The 17,589-nt window shown below is 64.2% G+C and carries 16 protein-coding genes; 9 read left to right on the top strand and 7 right to left on the bottom strand.

Annotation, left to right across the window (positions count from 1 at the left end):
* The first annotated feature begins 37 nt into the window (after positions 1 to 37).
* Positions 38 to 2,215, top strand: coding sequence for a TonB-dependent receptor (locus QMX83_RS05300; protein WP_282295611.1), 2,178 nt, complete (start codon positions 38 to 40; stop codon positions 2,213 to 2,215).
* Between the two features lie 7 nt (positions 2,216 to 2,222).
* On the opposite strand, the gene QMX83_RS05295 is transcribed toward QMX83_RS05300, so the two are convergent.
* Positions 2,223 to 2,930, bottom strand: coding sequence for an RES domain-containing protein (locus QMX83_RS05295; RefSeq protein WP_282295610.1), 708 nt, complete (start codon positions 2,928 to 2,930; stop codon positions 2,223 to 2,225).
* Positions 2,930 to 3,880, bottom strand: a complete 951-nt coding sequence (locus QMX83_RS05290; protein WP_282295609.1) for a hypothetical protein — start codon at positions 3,878 to 3,880, stop codon at positions 2,930 to 2,932. Before QMX83_RS05290 ends, QMX83_RS05295 begins: the two co-directional genes overlap by 1 nt.
* A gap of 174 nt (positions 3,881 to 4,054) precedes the next feature.
* Here QMX83_RS05290 and QMX83_RS05285 point away from each other — a divergent pair, with 174 nt between their 5' ends.
* From QMX83_RS05285 to QMX83_RS05265, 5 genes are all read left to right on the top strand, one after another.
* Complete coding sequence (locus QMX83_RS05285; RefSeq protein ID WP_282295608.1) at positions 4,055 to 4,669, top strand: nucleotidyltransferase domain-containing protein; 615 nt, start codon at positions 4,055 to 4,057, stop codon at positions 4,667 to 4,669.
* Positions 4,670 to 4,842: 173 nt separating this feature from the next.
* Positions 4,843 to 5,739, top strand: coding sequence for a TIM barrel protein (locus tag QMX83_RS05280; RefSeq protein WP_282295607.1), 897 nt, complete (start codon positions 4,843 to 4,845; stop codon positions 5,737 to 5,739).
* Positions 5,740 to 5,767: 28 nt separating this feature from the next.
* A complete protein-coding gene (locus QMX83_RS05275) occupies positions 5,768 to 7,456 on the top strand; it encodes a GMC family oxidoreductase (protein WP_282295606.1) in 1,689 nt (562 codons plus the stop codon).
* A complete protein-coding gene (locus QMX83_RS05270) occupies positions 7,456 to 8,031 on the top strand; it encodes a gluconate 2-dehydrogenase subunit 3 family protein (protein ID WP_282295604.1) in 576 nt (191 codons plus the stop codon). The genes QMX83_RS05275 and QMX83_RS05270 overlap by 1 nt, the downstream gene beginning before the upstream one ends.
* A 41-nt stretch (positions 8,032 to 8,072) precedes the next feature.
* A complete protein-coding gene (locus QMX83_RS05265) occupies positions 8,073 to 8,816 on the top strand; it encodes a DUF1080 domain-containing protein (RefSeq protein WP_282295602.1) in 744 nt (247 codons plus the stop codon).
* Positions 8,817 to 8,896: 80 nt separating this feature from the next.
* Here the strand turns inward: QMX83_RS05265 and QMX83_RS05260 are convergent, their stop codons facing one another.
* Genes QMX83_RS05260 through QMX83_RS05240 form a run of 5 tightly spaced genes read right to left on the bottom strand, consistent with a single transcriptional unit; the run spans position 8,897 to position 13,534 of the window.
* Complete coding sequence (locus QMX83_RS05260) at positions 8,897 to 9,193, bottom strand: cytochrome c (protein ID WP_282295601.1); 297 nt, start codon at positions 9,191 to 9,193, stop codon at positions 8,897 to 8,899.
* A gap of 20 nt (positions 9,194 to 9,213) precedes the next feature.
* On the bottom strand, positions 9,214 to 10,080 hold the full coding sequence (locus tag QMX83_RS05255) for a sugar phosphate isomerase/epimerase (protein ID WP_282295600.1): 867 nt from the start codon (positions 10,078 to 10,080) through the stop codon (positions 9,214 to 9,216).
* Positions 10,081 to 10,099: 19 nt separating this feature from the next.
* Positions 10,100 to 11,224 (bottom strand): Gfo/Idh/MocA family oxidoreductase, encoded by a 1,125-nt coding sequence (locus tag QMX83_RS05250; protein ID WP_282295599.1) that lies wholly within the window; start codon positions 11,222 to 11,224, stop codon positions 10,100 to 10,102.
* Between the two features lie 12 nt (positions 11,225 to 11,236).
* A complete protein-coding gene (locus tag QMX83_RS05245; protein WP_282295598.1) occupies positions 11,237 to 12,454 on the bottom strand; it encodes an MFS transporter in 1,218 nt (405 codons plus the stop codon).
* A gap of 27 nt (positions 12,455 to 12,481) precedes the next feature.
* Positions 12,482 to 13,534, bottom strand: a complete 1,053-nt coding sequence (locus QMX83_RS05240) for a sugar phosphate isomerase/epimerase family protein (protein WP_282295597.1) — start codon at positions 13,532 to 13,534, stop codon at positions 12,482 to 12,484.
* Between the two features lie 95 nt (positions 13,535 to 13,629).
* On the opposite strand from QMX83_RS05240, the gene QMX83_RS05235 reads away from it, so the two are divergent.
* From QMX83_RS05235 to QMX83_RS05225, 3 genes are all read left to right on the top strand, one after another.
* Positions 13,630 to 14,637 carry a LacI family DNA-binding transcriptional regulator gene (locus tag QMX83_RS05235; protein WP_282295596.1) on the top strand — a complete coding sequence of 336 codons (1,008 nt, stop codon included), beginning with the start codon at positions 13,630 to 13,632 and terminating at the stop codon, positions 14,635 to 14,637.
* A gap of 153 nt (positions 14,638 to 14,790) precedes the next feature.
* A complete protein-coding gene (locus QMX83_RS05230) occupies positions 14,791 to 16,410 on the top strand; it encodes a hypothetical protein (protein ID WP_282295595.1) in 1,620 nt (539 codons plus the stop codon).
* Positions 16,411 to 16,517: 107 nt separating this feature from the next.
* Positions 16,518 to 17,498 carry an aldo/keto reductase gene (locus tag QMX83_RS05225; RefSeq protein WP_282295594.1) on the top strand — a complete coding sequence of 327 codons (981 nt, stop codon included), beginning with the start codon at positions 16,518 to 16,520 and terminating at the stop codon, positions 17,496 to 17,498.
* Positions 17,499 to 17,589 lie beyond the last annotated feature (91 nt).

Genomic DNA, 17,589 nt, shown 5'->3' with positions numbered 1-17,589 from the left:
ATAATGCGGAACGGACTTCCTGCAGGAGAAATATCTAGTGCAACGCGGCGTGCTGGCGGTATCGATAGGGATGGTGATGGGGGCGATGGGCACTCCGGCGGCGTGGGCCGACGACGGTCCCACGGCAAGTGCGACATCGCTGGACAAGGTGGTGGTGACGGCCACCCGGACGCAGGACACGCTGGCTGACACGCCGGTGGCGGCGACCGTGCTGACCGAAGCCTTCATCCGTGATGCCCGGATCGATTCGCTGCGCGACATCGACGATTACGTGCCCAACGTGCACTTCAACCAGATCGGACAGGTGGGCGGCACCTACGTCACCATCCGCGGCATCGAGTCCAATCCCTTCATCGCCAACCGGGCGGCGGTCTATATCGACGGTATTCCGTTCCGCCAGCCTGCCGACCAGGCGCTGGGCTTTGCCGAGCAGGTGGAGGTGCTGCGCGGCCCACAGGGCACGTTGTACGGCGCGAACACCGAGTCCGGGCTGGTGCTGATCCAGACCCGTGCGCCCGGCGACGTTTTCGAAGGCGAGGCGGTGCTAGATGCCCAGCGCTTCGGGCACGGTACTGGATTGGACGGCCGTGTCCGTGTGTCCGGTCCTCTGACCTCGACGCTCGGCGGGTCGATGGTGTTGGCACGGGGACAGACGGACAGCTACGTGGGAAATCCCGTGTCGTCGATCGGCGAATCGGGAGAGATCCGCGACACGTTCTATCAGGGAAAGCTGCGCTGGGAGCCGGGCGAGCAGACGCGCGTTGATTTTCTCGCCTACGTGTCGTCCCTGCGAGCGCCCGGCCTTTACGAGCAGGAGTTCCTGCCGATGGATCGCGCGGTGTACGACGCGAACTACGCGGATGCCTTCAATGGTGGACGGCGCATTGGCCGCAGCGAACTGCTGCACGACGCGCCCAAGCGCACCGAGGAAGACGAGGTCGCCATCGGGGCCAGTCTGCGCCATGCGTTCGCATCATCCGTCCTGGATGTGGCGCTCTCGTGGCGGGATGTCGAGGAACGCTCCTTCGGTACCGACCTGGACATGACGGCTACGCCGATGTCGGCCGGCGGGCACGCCGACGACGAGCGATATCTGAATCTGGAGACGCGCTGGTCGTCGGGCGACGATGCCACCCTGCGCTGGGTCGTGGGCTACAACCACTACCGCGACGAGCGTGACAAGCGGTTGTCCACACTGGTCGGCCCCGGTGGCCTGGACGACTATCGCTACGCGCCTACCCAATCGTCCGAAGCACGCGATCATGCGGTATTCGCCCAGTTGGCCGTGCCGGTGGCAGAACGCCTGCGCGTGGGCGCTGGCGTACGTTACGAGCGGGCGGAGCGCAGCAAGGCGCAGCAGGCCGGCGCACTGGACCTGGGTCCGCTAGGCACCTTCGCGTTCCCGGAAGAACAGCTGCGCGAGACATTTGACGATGTCCTGCCACGCGTATGGATCGACTGGAAGCCGTCCGACCACTGGCTGCTCTACGCATCCGTTGCAAAGGGCTGGATCCCCGGCGGCTTCAACCTGGCTGCGGCCAGTGCCTCGGTCGACCGGGACTACTCGCGCTACGACGCCGAGTCGCTGTGGACCTACGAGCTGGGCGCGAAGGCCGTATGGCTCGACGGCCGCGTAATGCTGGGCGTCGCGCTCTTCCAGACCGAGGCGGACCATTGGCAGGACTACAGCATTCTGTACAACGACCAAGGCCAAGTTGTGTCCACGACGCTCATCACCACCGATGCATCCATCCGCACGCGTGGTGTGGAGGTTGAGCTCAGCGCCCGGCCTGCGGAGGGCTGGGACATCACCGCCAGCCTGGGTGTGGTCGATGCCGAGTACACCGACTACACCTATGGCCTGGTCAACCTCCGCGGTGGGCCGGTGAAGCTGGTGCCCGACTGGGATGCGTCGCTGGCGGTCGGCTGGCGACCCTGGCGCGGCTTGCTGCTGCGCGGCGAGCTGCAGGGGGTGGGCGATATGGCCCTGCATGCGCAGAACATCGCCAGGCAGCCCGCCTACTGGACCGGCAATCTGCAGGTCGGGTGGGAATCCACGTCCTGGAGCGTGCGCATGTACGCCGACAACATCACGGACCGCCGGGCCTTCGTTACCAGTGCCTACACCAACTCATTGTTCGGGTACGACGGCACCTGGTACGCGGGCATCAACGCGCCCAGGACGGTGGGGGTGGTGGCGGATTGGCGCTGGTAGTGACCAGTCAATCAGGATCCCATGCGGGCAGTTGCGGATCGCCAAGGGACGTCAGTTGAGCCCACCGGTAGCCTTCTCGCTCAAGTGCATCACGGACAAGGGCGTGGCCTTCGAGCGTATCCAAAGCCACCTCCTCAATCACCGACCAATCGCCGGAAGTAAGTGGCGGGTCGTAGGCCAGGTAGACATTGGCATCCGGGAACTGCTTTGACTTCCAATGCAGGATCGGCATGTACTCGATAGCTGGATCGAGTGCCCTGAGGCCGGCAAGCATTGCGGCAGCCTCGGCGTGCGTCGGCGCATGCTGGGTGGAGCTGAGGAAATCGATGATTGCCTTGGAGTGAGGGTGGTGCTCGTCGCCGAACAGATGGTGGACTGCGGGCGGATATAGACGAACTACGCCAATCTCCGGGTTATGCAACTGCACGGTGGCCAAACGCTGGTTGGTGAGTTTTGCGGCGGGGAGCTCCACATCTTCACCAGGTCGTGGAACGACGTACCGCAACAGCGCCTCCCACAGGGCACCTTCAGGTCGATCGGACACGTAGAACATGCCGTGGGCGTCATCCCGAAGTGCAAACCGCGCTTTGCTGGCGGGATTCGCATCCAGCGGCCCCCAAGGATGCCCACCTTCGTAAACCCTGTAGAGCGGTTGGTCTGTCGGGGCTTCAAAGAGTGGTGGTGGCTTTTCAAACCAAGGCAGGGGCGGTGCCATCAACCATCCTCGCCGAACTCGATCTGTGCGGCACGCAGCACTGCGCCAGGATCTGTGGCGAGCACGTCGGCCGGCCGCTCTCCATCGAGCAGAGCATGGCGGCTGCGGAACCACTCCACCTCTCCCCAACCGCTGGTGCGGCGCTGTGCATCCATCTTGAAGGGACCTTTCTCGCGAAGCACTGCCAGAATTTCCGGAATAAGAAGTATCGGAAGTCCATCATCGTCGAATTGCCAGGACGGATATCGATAACTGGGGGACGGGATGGGTAGATAGACCCCAAGCAGCTTGCCATCACGGCGCAAGCTGCTGGCCAAGTGGCTGGCGTTATCGGCAGTGGAGCCCAGCTTGCGGCTGACTTCTGCTGCCGTCGGCCATGTCGAAGCCAACTCGGCGCGTCGGCGGGCGGGTGCTTCATCAACCCGTGCATCTGCACTGGTCGCGCGCGTCGCCTTCAGCACAGGTTGCGGAGTAGACAGCGCCGCTTGGAACGAATCGTAGTAGCGGGCAATGGTTTGCCTGGCAGCGCGAATGGCATCGGGTGCTGGATCATCCAACTCAACCAGCACGTAGTCATTTTCTATATCACCGCCGCGCAACACCTCAAAAGCATCGGCCAGATTCTGGCTGTGCAGTTCCTTTAGGGGGGCATGCATACTCCAGAAGGCGAACAACGGGGCATGACGATAGCGGGTTCCGCTTTGGCGATTTCGCGCAACAAGCCTTTCCAGGGGATCCAGGCTGCGCAACGCCGCCAGATAGAGGTTCACCATGGTGGTGCCAGGCGCTCCGCCGGTGCTCTCGTGCGCCTGGGCGAAGACCCTGATGCGGTTGATCGCATCTGGGAGCATGGGGTCGCTTCCCACCAACTGCTCAGCCGTGGAAACGCCGCTCCTTTGCAGGACGCTGCCGGCGGCGATTTCGGTCAGTTCAAGGTAGGCCAAGGCCATGACGCGCTCCGCGGGGATAGGGGCCGGATCGGCGATCCAGCGGGACTCCACTTGGTCACAATGAATTAAACACGTTAAACAGTCAACGGAATGCCCGTTTTCGTTAAGTTTCAGGAGGTTGAGTCGAGTATCCCGATGCAATATCGTTGCCTGAAGAGCAACGAATGTCGCCAAATGAGCAACACTTCGCATCTGATGGACATCCTCTTCCCGGTGGGTCGCCAGCGGGTGCTTTCCGTGCTGCTGCTCCAGCCGGAACAGAGCTTCCACCTTCGCGAGTTGGCTCGAATTACCGGTAGCCACGCGGGAACGCTCGTGCGGGAGTTGGACAAGCTCACTAGTGCCGGACTCCTGCAACGCAGTTTGGTTGGCAACCAAGTGCACTATCGCGCCAATCGCGACTGCTTCCTGTTTGATGATCTGGCTGCGATCTTCCGTAAAACGCATGGAGTGGTACCGGTGTTGCGTGAGGCGTTGCTTCCGCACGCACAAAGGATTGCCTTGGCTTGGGTTTTTGGATCGGTTGCTTCGGGCGCAGATGTGTCCGGCAGCGACATAGACCTGCTGGTGCTCGGAGACGTGGGATTTGCTGATCTGGTGCGGGCTGTCCATCCTGTCCAGGAACTTCTGCGGCGGGAGGTCAATCCGGTCTTGTACTCGCCTGACGAATTCGATCGAAGGCTGCGGGCGGGTGACACTTTCGTTTCTGAGTTGGTTTCAAAGCCGAAGCTGATGGTGGTTGGCGACGATCGCGACGTTGTCAGGATGGCGGGCGGTCTGACCATTTAGCGGTATCCGGCGCAGCCACGCAGGACGTGGCTCTACGAGGCGGCTGCATGGTTCCCCGGCATGCATTTTTGTGCGCTGCGTCTTTCATTGGATCGATTTAGTGCCGTATGGTGCAATCGATTGCATTGCAGTGAATCGTTGCGTTTGATACCGGTTGGGAGGCCGGTTGGAGAATGTCCATTGATTCGAGCGGGCCAACGGCAACACCCGGGTTCACGCGGCGCGAAGCGCTGCGCATGGCGGTCGCCGGAGGCATAGGCCTTGGCGCTGCGAAAGTGCTACCTGCGTCTGCGGCCAGTGCCCCACTGAAGGGCAATCTGAAGCACTCCGTCGCGCGCTGGACCTTCCCGAAGCTGTCGGTCGCCGAGCTCTGCCGGACGGTCAAAGGCATCGGCTTTGCCGCCATCGATCTGGTCGGGCCGGAAGACTGGGCCACGCTGAAGGCCCACGGCGTGGACAGTTCGATGTGCAACGGTGCCGAGCTGGGCCTGACCAAGGGCTTTGCCGGCCGCGAGTTCCACGACCAGTTGGTCGAGCGCTACACCCGCCACATCGATCTCGTGGCCGACGCCGGCTACCGGAACCTGATCTGCTTCTCCGGCAACCGCAATGGCATGGACCCCCAGCAGGGCCTGGCCAACGCCGAGGCGGGCCTCAAGCGCATCCTCGGGCGTGCCGAGAAGCGCGGCGTGGTGCTGGTGATGGAACTGCTGAACTCCCGGGTCGATCACCCCGATTACCTGTGCGACCACTCGGCGTGGGGCGTGGAGCTTTGCCAGCGGCTCGGCTCGAACAACTTCGGTCTGCTGTACGACATCTATCACATGCAGATCATGGAGGGCGACATCATCGCCACCATCGGCAGGCACCACGCCTGCTTCAAGCATTACCACACGGCGGGCGTGCCGGGCCGACATGAGATCGGCGACCAGCAGGAGCTCCACTATCCCGCCATCTGTCGCGCGATCCGCGATACCGGTTTCGATGGTTATCTGGCCCAGGAGTTCATCCCCACTGCGCCCGATCCTGTCGGCTCTCTGCGCGAGGCCATCCGCCTCTGCGATGTTTGAATGATATCCACCCAGGTGAAGTAGACCCATGGCAGACAATCATTACGACGCAATCGTTGTTGGTTCCGGTATCAGTGGCGGCTGGGCAGCCAAAGAGCTGGCCGAAAAAGGCCTCAAGGTGCTGATGCTGGAACGCGGACGCAACATCGAGCACGTCAAGGACTACGTCAACGCGATGAAAGAGGCGTGGGACTTCCCACACCGCAACCGACCGACCCAGGCGATGAAGGCCGACTTCCCGGTGCTGATGCGCGACTACGGTCTGGTCGAGAACCTTGAGGGCATGTGGGCCGACGAGAAAGACTCGCCCTACATCGAGACCAAGCGCTTCGACTGGTTCCGTGGTTACCACGTGGGTGGCCGCTCGCTGTTGTGGGGCCGACAGAGCTACCGCTTCTCCGACCTGGACTTCGAGGCGAACAAGAAAGACGGCATCGCCACCGACTGGCCGATCCGCTACGCCGACATCGCGCCCTGGTACGACCACGTGGAGAAGTTCGCCGGTATCGCCGGTACCCGCGAAGGGCTGGACGTGCTGCCGGATGGCGAGTTCCTGCCACCGATCCCGCTGAACATCGTCGAGAAGGACGTAGCCGCGCGGATCAAGAAGGCCTTTGGCGGCACCCGCCACATGATCCACTCGCGCACCGCCAACATCACCCAGCCGATGCCGGAGCAGGGGCGCGTCAACTGCCAGTATCGCAACAAGTGCATCCTGGGCTGCCCGTTCGGTGCCTACTTCTCGACCCAGGCGGCGACGCTGCCGGCGGCGATGAAGACCGGCAACCTGACGCTGCGACCGTTCTCGATCGTCAAGGAAGTGCTGTACGACAAGGACCGCAAGCGTGCGCGTGGCGTGGAGGTCATTGATGCCGAAACCGGGCAGACCTACCAGTACACCGCCAAGGTCATCTTCCTCAATGCCTCGTCGTTCAACTCCACCTGGATGCTGATGAATTCAGCCACCGATGTCTGGGAAGGCGGATTGGGCTCTTCGTCCGGCGAACTCGGCCACAACGTGATGGACCATCACTTTGGGGCCGGTGCCTCCGGTCGCGTCGAAGGCTATGACGACAAGTACTACTTCGGACGTCGCCCCTGCGGGTTCTATGTTCCGCGCTTCCGCAACGTCACCGCCGACGACAAACGCGGTTATCGACGCGGCTTCGGTTACCAGGGCGGTGCCAGCCGCAATGGCTGGTCGCGCGAGATCGCCGAGATGAACATCGGTGCCGACCTGAAAGAAGCGCTGACCGTGCCGGGCGACTGGCGCATCGGCATGACCGGCTTCGGCGAGATGCTGCCGCACCACGACAACACCATCCGTTTGGACAAGGACAAGAAAGACAAATGGGGCCTGCCGGTGCTGGCAATGGATGTGTCGATGCGCGCCAACGAGTTGGCGATGCGCAAGGACATGGCCGCAGATGCCGCCGAGATGCTGGAGGCCGCAGGCGTAAAGGACGTGCAGGTGTTCGACAACGACTATGCACCCGGCAAAGGCATCCATGAAATGGGCACCGCGCGCATGGGGCGGGACCGGAAGAACTCGGTGCTGAACCAGCACAACCAGGTCTGGGATGCGCCCAATGTGTATGTGACCGACGGGGCCTGCATGACCTCCAGCGCCTGCGTGAATCCCTCATTGACCTACATGGCATTGACCGCCCGCGCAGCCGATCATGCGGTGCGCGAACTGAAAGCGGGGAATCTCTGATGGAACGTCGCGACCTACTGAAGATGATCGTCGCCGCGACCGGCGCGGCCATGATCGGCCTGCCGGCGCTGGCCAGCGGTCAGGTGCCGGCGGCGGGGGCAAAGGCAGCGTTCTCGGCGGCCGACATCGCCCTGATGGACGAGATTGCCGACACCATCCTGCCGCGGACCAAAACGCCAGGAGCCAAGGACGCCGGTGCGGGCGCGTTCATGGCCACGTTTGTCAGCGACTGCTATACGACGCAGCAGCAGGCGACCTTCCGTGCAGGGCTGGCCGACATCGACAAGCGGGCAGGCGGGCGGTTCGTCTCGCTGACCCCGGAGGCCCGTGCCGAGTTGCTGCGCGCCGTGGATGCGGATGCGAAGAAGCAGGCTGCCGCCAATACCGGTCCCCGCAACGCAGAATCTGCGGAGGCGAAGGCGCACTATTTCACCATGCTCAAGCAGCTGACCATCTTCGGCTTCTTTACCTCGAAGATCGGCGCGACCGAAGTGCTGCAGTACGTCGCCGTGCCGGGCCGCTACGACGGTGACCTGGCCTATGTGGCCGGCACACCGGCTTGGGCGACCAGCTGATAGATCACCCCGATTCGACCCTCTACGTGACCAGGAACACGATGACCCGACCTCTTCTGATGGCGGCTTGCCTGCTAGCGGCCGCCCCTGCATTGGCTGCGCCCAAAGACGACGCCGCGCGCGATCCTGCGACGACCGAAGCCTGGACCCCCGAACCTGCCGTCGTGGCCACCCCTCAAGGCGGCGCGCCGTCAGACGCGATCGTGCTGTTTGATGGCAAAGACACCTCGGCATGGGAGGCGGAGCAGGGCGGTCGCGTGCCCTGGACGGTGGCCGACGGCGCGATGACGGTGGTGCCCGGCAGCAAGGGCATCCGCACCCGTGAAAAATTCTGCGACATCCAACTGCACGTTGAGTGGCGCACGCCGACTGAAACGGCAGGCTTCAAGGGCCAGGACCGGGGTAACAGCGGGATCTTCCTGCAGGAGCTGTATGAGCTGCAGGTGCTGGACAGCTACAACAATCCCACCTATGCCAACGGCCAGGCAGGCTCGATCTACAAGCAGGCCATGCCCTTGGCGAACGCCTCGCGCGCCCCGGGCGAGTGGCAGACCTACGACGTCATCTGGAAGGCCCCGCGTTTCTCGCCGGGCGGCGGGTTGATCTCGCCGGCGCGCATCACCGTGCTGCACAACGGCGTGCTGGTGCAGAACGACACCGTCGTGTCCGGGAAGACCGAGTACATCGGCGCACCCTCCTACGCCCCCCACGAATGCGCCCCGCTGTACCTGCAGGAACACGCCTCCAAGGTCAGCTACCGCAACATCTGGGTACGCAAGCTGTAACTCAAGCCCGGCGCGCGAACTCACCCAACTGCTGATTACCCGTAGAGCCACGCCCTGCGTGGCTTCGCGGTGCCAGAAGACTACTTCGCCAAATAGCTGGCGATATCGCTGACTTCCTGCTCGGAAAGCTGCGCAAACGGCGGCATCAACCCGCCGCCCTTCCTGATCTTCTCCTTGATCTGCGCCGCATCCAGCCGCTTGCCAATATCGGTGAGCGCAGGAAACGTCGGCGGAACCCCCGCCCGGGTCGCCCCATGGCAGGCCACGCAATGCACGCTGTAAAGCTTCTCGCCTGCCGCGGGATTCTCCTTGGACCAGGCGGCAGGTGCCAGCATCGAACCACACAGCGCTGCAGCAGACATCAGTAGTACTTTCACAACTTGGGCTCCTATGCTTGCTAGCGCGTTGCGCGGGCGGGCAGGGTGGCGGTCAGGTGTTCACGCAGGTACTCGGCACCGGTCTGGATGATGGTCGCCGGGTCGCGCGGCTGGTCATGCTCGACGATGTACCACTGTACTTTGGCATCCGCTGCCGCAGGCAGGATCACGCTCCAGTCGAGCACCCCCTGGCCCACGGCCGCGAAACCGCCTTCGTCCTTGTTCTGGCCCTTGGGCGCGTTGTCCTTGGCGTGCACGGCGAACATGCGACCGTTGAACTTCTTCAGCATCACCGCAGGGTCGTAGCCCGCGCGCGCGACCCAGGCCAGGTCCAGCTCGGTCTTGAGATCGGGACCGGCGGCTGCGAACAGCAGTTCCAGCCCCGTCTTGCCGTCATAGTCGACCAGCTCGAAGTCGTGGTTGTGGTAGGCCAGGTGCATGCCCTGGGCCTGCACGCGCGCGGCGAGCTGGCCCAGTTCCTTGCCCAATGCGGTCCAGCCGGCCGCATCCTTTGGGCGGTCCTCTTCGTTCAGATAGGGCACCACCAGCGTGGTGTTGCCGATCGCCCGGTTGAAGGCGATCACGCCGTCCAGGTCTTTGCGAAGGTCAGCCAGCTGCGAATGGGAAGAGATCGCCTTGATCGAATACCGGTCCAGCAGCTGCTTGAGTTCGGCGGCTCTGACGTTCTGCGTGCCCACCGTTTCCACCGCGTGCACGCCCGCGTCGTGGACGATCTTCAACTGCTGGTCGAGCGAGCCGGCGTTGCGCAGCGTGTACATCTGCACCGCGATCGGCCTCTGCGGCCCGGCGATGTCGGCGGCGAAGACGGGCAGGGCGGCGAGCAACAGCAGCGCGAGCGTGGTGGTCCGGCGTGTACGGGTCTTCATCAAACACTCCTCCGGGAATTCAACCGATGGCGGTCCAGGCACGTGACCTGGCCGATGCGATGACGCGATCAACAATCAGCGCCGAACGCGCGCCGTCTTCAAAGGTGGGCAGACCGTCGGGGCGCTCGCCCTCGATGGCCCGGTAGGTGTCAGCGACGAACGACTCGAAGCAGGTGCCATAGCCCTGGGCGTGGCCGGGCGGAAATACCGCCAGCCGCCGCTGCTCGGCACTGCCGGCACCGGGCCCGCGCACGAAGGTTTCCTCGCGCTGATCAGGGTGCCCGATCCACAGCCGCTCGGCATCCTCCTGGTTGAAGGCCACGCTGGACTTGGCCCCATCGATCTCGAACCAGAGTCGATTGTGGCGTCCGGCCGAGACCTGGCTGACGGTCAGCGAGGCCAGCGTGCCTGCGCCGGTCTTGAACAGGGCGGCGGCCACATCCTCACTCGTTACCGCCTGCATCGCACCCCCGCCCGCCGGGCTGGTGAAGCTCTGCCCGGTGACGGCACCCCGCTCGGCGATCACGGTGGCGAACGCCGCACTGACGTCGACGAAGCGCTCGCCGCCCACCCATTCAACCAGGTCGCACCAGTGCGAACCGATATCGGCGAACACACGTGAGGTACCGCCCAGAGTCGGGTCGACGCGCCAGTTGTTGCTGACCGGGTCCAGCAGCCAGTCCTGCAGATAGCTGCCGTGGATCAGATGCAGTGGTCCCAGATCGCCTTGCGCGATGCGCGCGCGCGCTTCGCGGACCACCGGGTGGTAGCGGTAGACGAAGGGCACAGTGGCGATCAATCCGGTGGAGGCCGCCAGGGCCGCCAGGGCCTGCGCATCTTCCAGTGTCGTAGCCAGCGGTTTCTCGCAGATCACATGCTTGCCGGCTTCCAGCGCGGTCTGCGCCATGGCGCGGTGCAGGTGGTTGGGCGTGCAGACATGAACCACCTGCACCTGCGGATCAGAAACGGCTTCTTCGATATCCCGATAGGCGCGCGGCACGTTCCACTTCTGCGCGATTTCGGCCGCGCGCTGCGGAGAAGAGCCGACCACGCCGCGAACATCCGCACCGGCCAGCAATGCCGCGCGATGATGCACCGCTCCGATCATGCCGGTGCCGACGATGGCGATTCCAAGCTTGGGCATCGTCCAGGCTCCTCAGGGGGTGGTGGAGGCCGCCGCCACGACCGGCCGGTCGCGGAACAGCAGCAGGAAGGCGATCAGCACCAGCAGCGCGACGCCGGCCGGGAACAGCCAGATCTTCTCCCAGTCCGGACCCGCGGCAGTGGTGTAGTGCTCGACCACCGCGCCGGACAGGAAGGTGCCGATCAACATGCCTACGCCGTAGGTGGCCAGGGTGATGAAGCCTTGAGCGCTGCTGCGCGCGTCAGGGCCGGCATGCGCGTCGGTGTAGATCTGCCCGGTGACGAAGAAGAAGTCGTAGCAGATGCCGTGCAGCACGATGCCGATGACCAGCAGCGAGAACGCGCCGCCGGCATCACCAAAGGCGAACATCACATAGCGCACCACCCACGCGGCCATGCCGACCGCCAGCATGGTCTTGACGCCCAGGCGCACGAACAGGAACGGCATGGCCAGCATCAGCAGCACTTCAGACACCTGGCCGAGCGACTGCAGGCCGGCCGCGCCACGCACGCCCAGGTCGTTGAGGTACGGATTGGTGAAGTTGTAGTAAAACGCCAGCGGAATGCAGATGGCGATGGAGGCCAGGAAGAACACCAGGTAGGAGCGCGACTTCAGCAGACGCAGCGAGTCCAGTCCGAGAATCTTCCCCAGCCCGGCGTCGCGCTGCTGTGCCAGTGGCGGGGTGTGCGGCAGGGTGAAGGCATATAGTCCCAGCAGCAGCGACGCCAGCGCGGCCATTTGGAAGGTCAGCTCCAGCCGATGCGCCTGTTCCCAGCCCAGCCAGCCGATCAGCACGCCGGCGACGATCCAGCCGACGCTGCCGGCCACGCGTACCAGGGGGAACTGCTTTTCAGGCGATTGCATATGCCGCATCGCCACGCTGTTGGCCAGCGCAAGCGTAGGCATGAACAGCAGCATGTAACCCATGACGCAGGCGAAGAACGTGTTGAAGTCCGTCGCGGTGGAGGCGAACCACATCAGCACGGCACCGGCGAGGTGCAGCACGGCGAGAATGCGCTGCGCCGCGAAGTAGCGATCCGCGATCAGGCCGACCAGGAACGGGGCCACGATGGCACCGATGGACTGGCTGAGGAATGCGGTGGCCACCTGGCTGGCACTGGCCTGAAGCGGGCCCTGCACCAGGTACGTCCCCAGGGTCACGAACCACGCGCCCCAGATGAAGAACTGCAGAAACATCATCGCGCCCAAGCGCGACATGGCGTGCGTCATGGCTTGCCCTCCCGGGGCGGTAATGGCTCAGATTCCCAGCATGTGGCGCAGTGATTCGGGGTCGGTGCCACTGTCAGCGAAGTCGTCAAACGCGCGTTCGGTCACGCGGATGATGTGATCGCGGATGAAGCCCGCGCCTTCCCGCGCGCCATCTTCCGGATGCTTCAGGCAGCACTCCCATTCCAGCACCGCCCAGCCCGGGAAGTCGTACTGCGCGAACTTGGAGAAGATCGACTTGAAGTCGATCTGGCCGTCGCCCAGCGAGCGGAACCGCCCCGGACGATCGATCCAGTCCTGGTAGCCGCCATAGACGCCGCTGCGCGCACTGGGACGGTACTCCGCGTCCTTGACGTGGAAGATGCCGATACGTGCGTGATAGCGGTCGATGAAGCCCAGATAGTCCATCTGCTGCAGCAGCAGATGGCTGGGGTCGTAGAGAATCTTGGCGCGAGGATGGTGGTCCACCACGTCGAGGAAGCGCTCGAAGGTAGCCCCATCGTGCAGGTCCTCGCCCGGATGGATCTCGAAGCACAGGTCCACGCCGCACTCGTCGAACGTATCCAGAATGGGACGCCAGCGGCGTCCAAGTTCAGCGAAGGCTTCTTCCACCAGTCCCGGCGGACGCTGTGGCCAGGGATAGAAGTAGGGCCAGGCGAGGGCACCGGAGAACGTCGCGTGCGCGGTGAGGCCCAGGCGCTGACTGGCTTTGGCGGCCAGCTTCAACTGTTCTACCGCCCAGGCCTGCCGTGCAGCGGGATCACCGCGCTTGTCCGCAGGTGCGAATCCGTCAAACAGGCTGTCGTAGGCGGGGTGTACCGCAACCAGCTGACCTTGCAGGTGCGTGGACAGTTCGGTGATCTGCACACCGTGCCCGGCCAGCATGCCGGCGATGTCGTCGCAGTAGGTCTGGCTGCGCGCCGCCTCGGCCAGATCGAACAGGTGGGGCGCGCTGGTCGGCACTTGTACGCCAGAATAGCCCAGGCCCGCGGCCCAGCCGGCCAGCGTGTCGAGCCGATCAAAAGGAGCTGTGTCGCCGATGAACTGCGCCAGGAACAGTGCTGGACCCTTGAGCGTCTTCAACGTGTTTCGCCCTCGATGCAATCGATTGCATTATCCTAGCAGCGCCTTCCGCAAGACCTGTTGTGCACTGCACAGTGGGCTGAAGACCTGAGCTCATGGCTACCATCTACGACATCGCAAAACACGTGGGCGTCTCGGCCGGGACCGTGTCGCGGGCGCTTTCCCGGCCGGACAAAGTCCTGCCGGCCACCCGCGCGCGCATCGAGCAGGCGGCGGCGGAACTGGGCTACGTGCCCAACACTGTGGCCCGGAACCTCAAGACCCAGCGCAGCGGCAAGATCCTGGTCACCGTTCCGGACATCGCCAACCCCTTCTTTGCTCAGATCCTGCAGGGCGCTGAAGAGGCAGCGCAGGCGCTGGGCTACGCGGTGCTGCTGGGGGATACCCAGCATCAACCCGACCGCGAGGAGCGCTACGCGCAGATGCTCCGGCGCAACGAAGCCGATGGTCTGATCGTGCTGGGGCATCGTCTGCCACCGACCGCGCGCGAGATCGTCCTGCAGTTCGGGGACGCTGCGCCGGTGGTGAATGGGTGCGAGTTCGACCCGGCTGTGGGTATTCCCAGCGTGCACATCGACAACGTGGCTGCCGCACGTGCGGTGATGGAGCACCTGTATGCGCTGGGGCACGAGCGCATCGCCGTGGTCGGCGGGCCCACCGAGAACCCACTGCACCAACAGCGGATGGAGGGCGTCCGGGCGGCGGCCAAGGCGCGCGGTCGCGTGCGCGCGTTGTGCACCGCGCCCGGTGATTTCTCGCTGGAATCAGGCCATGCCGCGGCGATGGCGCTGCTGGATGCCGAATCCCCACCGACCGCGATCTTCTGTTTCAGCGACCAGATGGCACTGGGGGCGATGGCGGCCTGCAGAGAACTGGGCATCCGTGTGCCGGACGACGTGTCCATTGTCGGCTTCGATGACCTGGCGTCGTCCCGTTACCTCACGCCGCCGTTGACGACGGTTCGCCAGCCCATGCGCGAGATCGGTGCGCGCGCGGTGCACCTGCTGCTGGCGCTCATTGATCGGGTGGACGTGCCGCTGCAGCAGACGCTGGATTTCAGCCTGATGGTGCGCGGATCAACAGGTCTTCCGCGCACCGGGTGAAAAGGCACGCCAGCTGAGCCTGGTTCGACTGTGTGGGTTACGTTCGTCTGCTGCCGCCCATGGCCATCGGCGTAGCGCTGATGCAGCGCTTATGATGTACATCATTGTGAGCATCAAAGGATAGGACATCCCGTGCGTTTTACTGTTTCTGTAGTGTTGGCGACCGTTCTGGTGGGCAGCCCTGTGATCGCCTTTGCGACCGAGTCGGTGTATGCGTCGCTGCAGCGGATCCAGCATGATGATGCCATGCAGTCCGGCGTGGAGTCGGTGACGTTCCATCGTGTCAAGGTGGATGCCGCTGGTAAGGGGGGACGCGCCGTCACCGTCCAGCCGTTGTGGGCCGAGTATCAGGTGATGGGCCATGGCAAGCATCGGGTGACCGACCTCGATCAGCGCGAACCGGGCGTGCAGCCCATGCTGGATGCCTTGGCCTCCGGATTCCGCACGACGGTGACCGCAAAGGACGAAGCCAGTGCGCTGGAGCCCGTGAACCCGCGCGTCTGGGAGCAGGCGTTGACGGAGATGCCAGACGCAACACAGTGGCAGCTGTCCGGCGAGAATGTGCTGGCCATGCTGCCGCAACACGTGCCGGCGCAATGGCAGGTAGGCCAGATCCATCGTCGTACGGCGCAGTCGCAGGCGCATGGAACCGTGACGGTGACGCAGAAGGTGGTTGCCGTGACCCCGGCGATGGCGGTGCTGGATTTCACGGTGAGTGGTAAAGCGCTGAAAGGCACCGGGCGGCAGGCGGTGCGTCGCAGCGACGGCATGCCGGTGGAAACCCGCACAACACTGCATCGTGATGCGGTGCGCGGCTTTCCGGCGACCACCGAAACCAGCCACGTCGCCGATCTGGGGTACGAACCCTTCCTGGAGCCGATGACCGCCGAGCAGTATCGCCAGCAGGTGGCGTCGGTGACCGACGAGCTCGCGCGGCCGCCGTACAGTGCACCCAGCGGACGTCCTGACGATTACGCTGCCTCAAAGGAAGTCGAGGGCCAGTTGGACCCCTGGATGGTGTCGGCGGACGCATTGCCGGCCTTCGAAAAGAGCCTGCGCTTTGCGCTGCTGCCGGATCGGGATTCTGGTCGCACCCAGTTGGCCATCGGCGCGGAAGCCCGCCTGGGCCCGGCCTCTCCTGTGTCCTCGGTACTGGAACCCACCCTGACCGTGCGCCCGCGTTCCGTGACGCTGCTCGGGCGCGACGGCAAGCCGCTGCCGGACCTGGAGGCGGTGCAGGTCTTGTCTTCAATGCAGATGGAAGGAAGGCACAAGGTCGCTGAAACCTCGCCGTCATTCCCGTTCCGCCTGCCGTTGAACACCACCGAGCAGCAGCGACAGGCGCTGCATCGCATCCGCATGACCGCGGATGTCGAGGTCCACCGCTGGGTGGGCACGGAGGTCATCAAACCCGGTGAGGCATCCAGGATCAACCCGGGCGTGCGGGTCTCCCTGCCGGCACCGCATCGGATCACGCTGCAGAATGAGCGCGTCCAGCCGGCAGCGCCGGAAGGCATCTGGACCAGCGTGGTGCCGCTGGATGCTGAAGGGAAGGAGATTCCGACCCGAGATATGGGCATCGGCCCGTTCCAGAAGAAAGTGGGCGACAGCGATTTACCGCTGGTATGGGAGTTCCGCACCCAGCCGTACCAGAACGAGATGGCTGCCGAACGGCCCATCGCCGCGCTGCAGTTGCGGCACTATGGCTGGGAAACCCTGCGCCGGGAGTGGGAGTTCTGGCGGGCAGGAGAGGATGGGAAGCTGCTGGAGTGAGCGTCTCTTATAAGCGTGGCGCATAAGTGCATTCAGGTTGCGTGCTCTTATCGCGGGGCGGCGATGGGCGCAGACTGGTGGTCTTCCCCACGCCAGGAGCATGAACCATGAAGACACGCACACTCGGCCGCAACGGTCCGCAGGTTTCCGCCCTGGGCTTTGGCTGCATGGGCCTGAGCTTTGCCTACGGCCAGGGGCTGGAGCGGCCAGCGGCGGTTGCGCTGATCCGCGATGCCATCGAGCGCGGCGTCACCCTGTTTGACACCGCTGAAGCCTACGGCACCCTCAATGAGCAGATGCTGGGCGAGGCCGTCGCTCCCTTCCGCGACAAGGTGGTGATCGCCACCAAGTTCGGCTTCAAGGACGGTAACGCGCAGGCCGGGGTGGACAGCAGCCCGGCCAACATCCGCAAGGTCGCAGACCAGTCGCTGCGCAATCTTGGCACCGATCGCATCGATCTCTTCTACCAGCACCGTGTCGACCCGTCGGTACCTATGGAAGATGTGGCTGGCACCGTGCGTGATTTGATTGCCGAGGGCAAGGTCGGACACTTCGGTCTCTCGGAAGCCGGTGTGGATTCCATCCGTCGTGCGCATGCGGTGCAGCCGGTGGCGGCGCTGCAGAGCGAGTACTCGCTGTGGTGGCGCGCGCCTGAGCAGGATGTCCTGCCGGTGTGCGAGGAACTGGGCATTGGCTTTGTGCCGTTCAGTCCGCTGGGACGTGGCTTCCTGACCGGCAAGATCGACGCCAGCACCACCTTTGAAAGCGGCGACTTCCGGGCCAACAACCCGCGCTTCTCGGTGGAGGCGCGCACCGCCAACCAGCAGCTGGTGGATCAGATCACGCAGATTGCCGAGGCACGCAAGGCCACCCCGGCGCAGATCGCGCTGGCGTGGCTGTTGTCGCGCAAGCCGTGGATTGTGCCGATTCCGGGAACCACCAAGTTGCATCGTCTGGAGGAGAACCTCGGGGCGGTGGAACTGGAACTGAGTGGTGACGAGCTGGCGCGCATTGGTGAGGCGCTGGAGCAGATACAGATCGTGGGTGATCGCTATCCCGCCGATCTGGCGGCACGCGTTGGTCGCTGAGGCCGCTGCGTAGAGCCACGCCCTGCGTGGCTTCGGGGTGCCAGACATGGTCTGAGCCACGCAGGGCGTGGCTCTACGTTATGGTGGTGGG

It is taken from the genome of Stenotrophomonas sp. PS02289 (assembly GCF_029960115.1).
Classification (GTDB): domain Bacteria; phylum Pseudomonadota; class Gammaproteobacteria; order Xanthomonadales; family Xanthomonadaceae; genus Stenotrophomonas.
Note: the sequence above shows the minus strand (reverse complement) of the source record. Positions and strands in the feature narration are given on the sequence as shown.

Bases quoted from the DNA above. Each gene is read 5' to 3' on its own strand.
- QMX83_RS05295 (WP_282295610.1), bottom strand. From the start codon at position 2,930: ATGGCACCGCCCCTGCCTTGGTTTGAAAAGCCACCACCACTCTTTGAA.
- QMX83_RS05290 (WP_282295609.1), bottom strand. From the start codon at position 3,880: ATGGCCTTGGCCTACCTTGAACTGACCGAAATCGCCGCCGGCAGCGTC.
- QMX83_RS05285 (WP_282295608.1), top strand. From the start codon at position 4,055: ATGAGCAACACTTCGCATCTGATGGACATCCTCTTCCCGGTGGGTCGC.
- QMX83_RS05280 (WP_282295607.1), top strand. From the start codon at position 4,843: ATGTCCATTGATTCGAGCGGGCCAACGGCAACACCCGGGTTCACGCGG.
- QMX83_RS05275 (WP_282295606.1), top strand. From the start codon at position 5,768: ATGGCAGACAATCATTACGACGCAATCGTTGTTGGTTCCGGTATCAGT.
- QMX83_RS05270 (WP_282295604.1), top strand. From the start codon at position 7,456: ATGGAACGTCGCGACCTACTGAAGATGATCGTCGCCGCGACCGGCGCG.
- QMX83_RS05265 (WP_282295602.1), top strand. From the start codon at position 8,073: ATGACCCGACCTCTTCTGATGGCGGCTTGCCTGCTAGCGGCCGCCCCT.
- QMX83_RS05255 (WP_282295600.1), bottom strand. From the start codon at position 10,080: ATGAAGACCCGTACACGCCGGACCACCACGCTCGCGCTGCTGTTGCTC.
- QMX83_RS05250 (WP_282295599.1), bottom strand. From the start codon at position 11,224: ATGCCCAAGCTTGGAATCGCCATCGTCGGCACCGGCATGATCGGAGCG.
- QMX83_RS05245 (WP_282295598.1), bottom strand. From the start codon at position 12,454: ATGACGCACGCCATGTCGCGCTTGGGCGCGATGATGTTTCTGCAGTTC.
- QMX83_RS05235 (WP_282295596.1), top strand. From the start codon at position 13,630: ATGGCTACCATCTACGACATCGCAAAACACGTGGGCGTCTCGGCCGGG.
- QMX83_RS05225 (WP_282295594.1), top strand. From the start codon at position 16,518: ATGAAGACACGCACACTCGGCCGCAACGGTCCGCAGGTTTCCGCCCTG.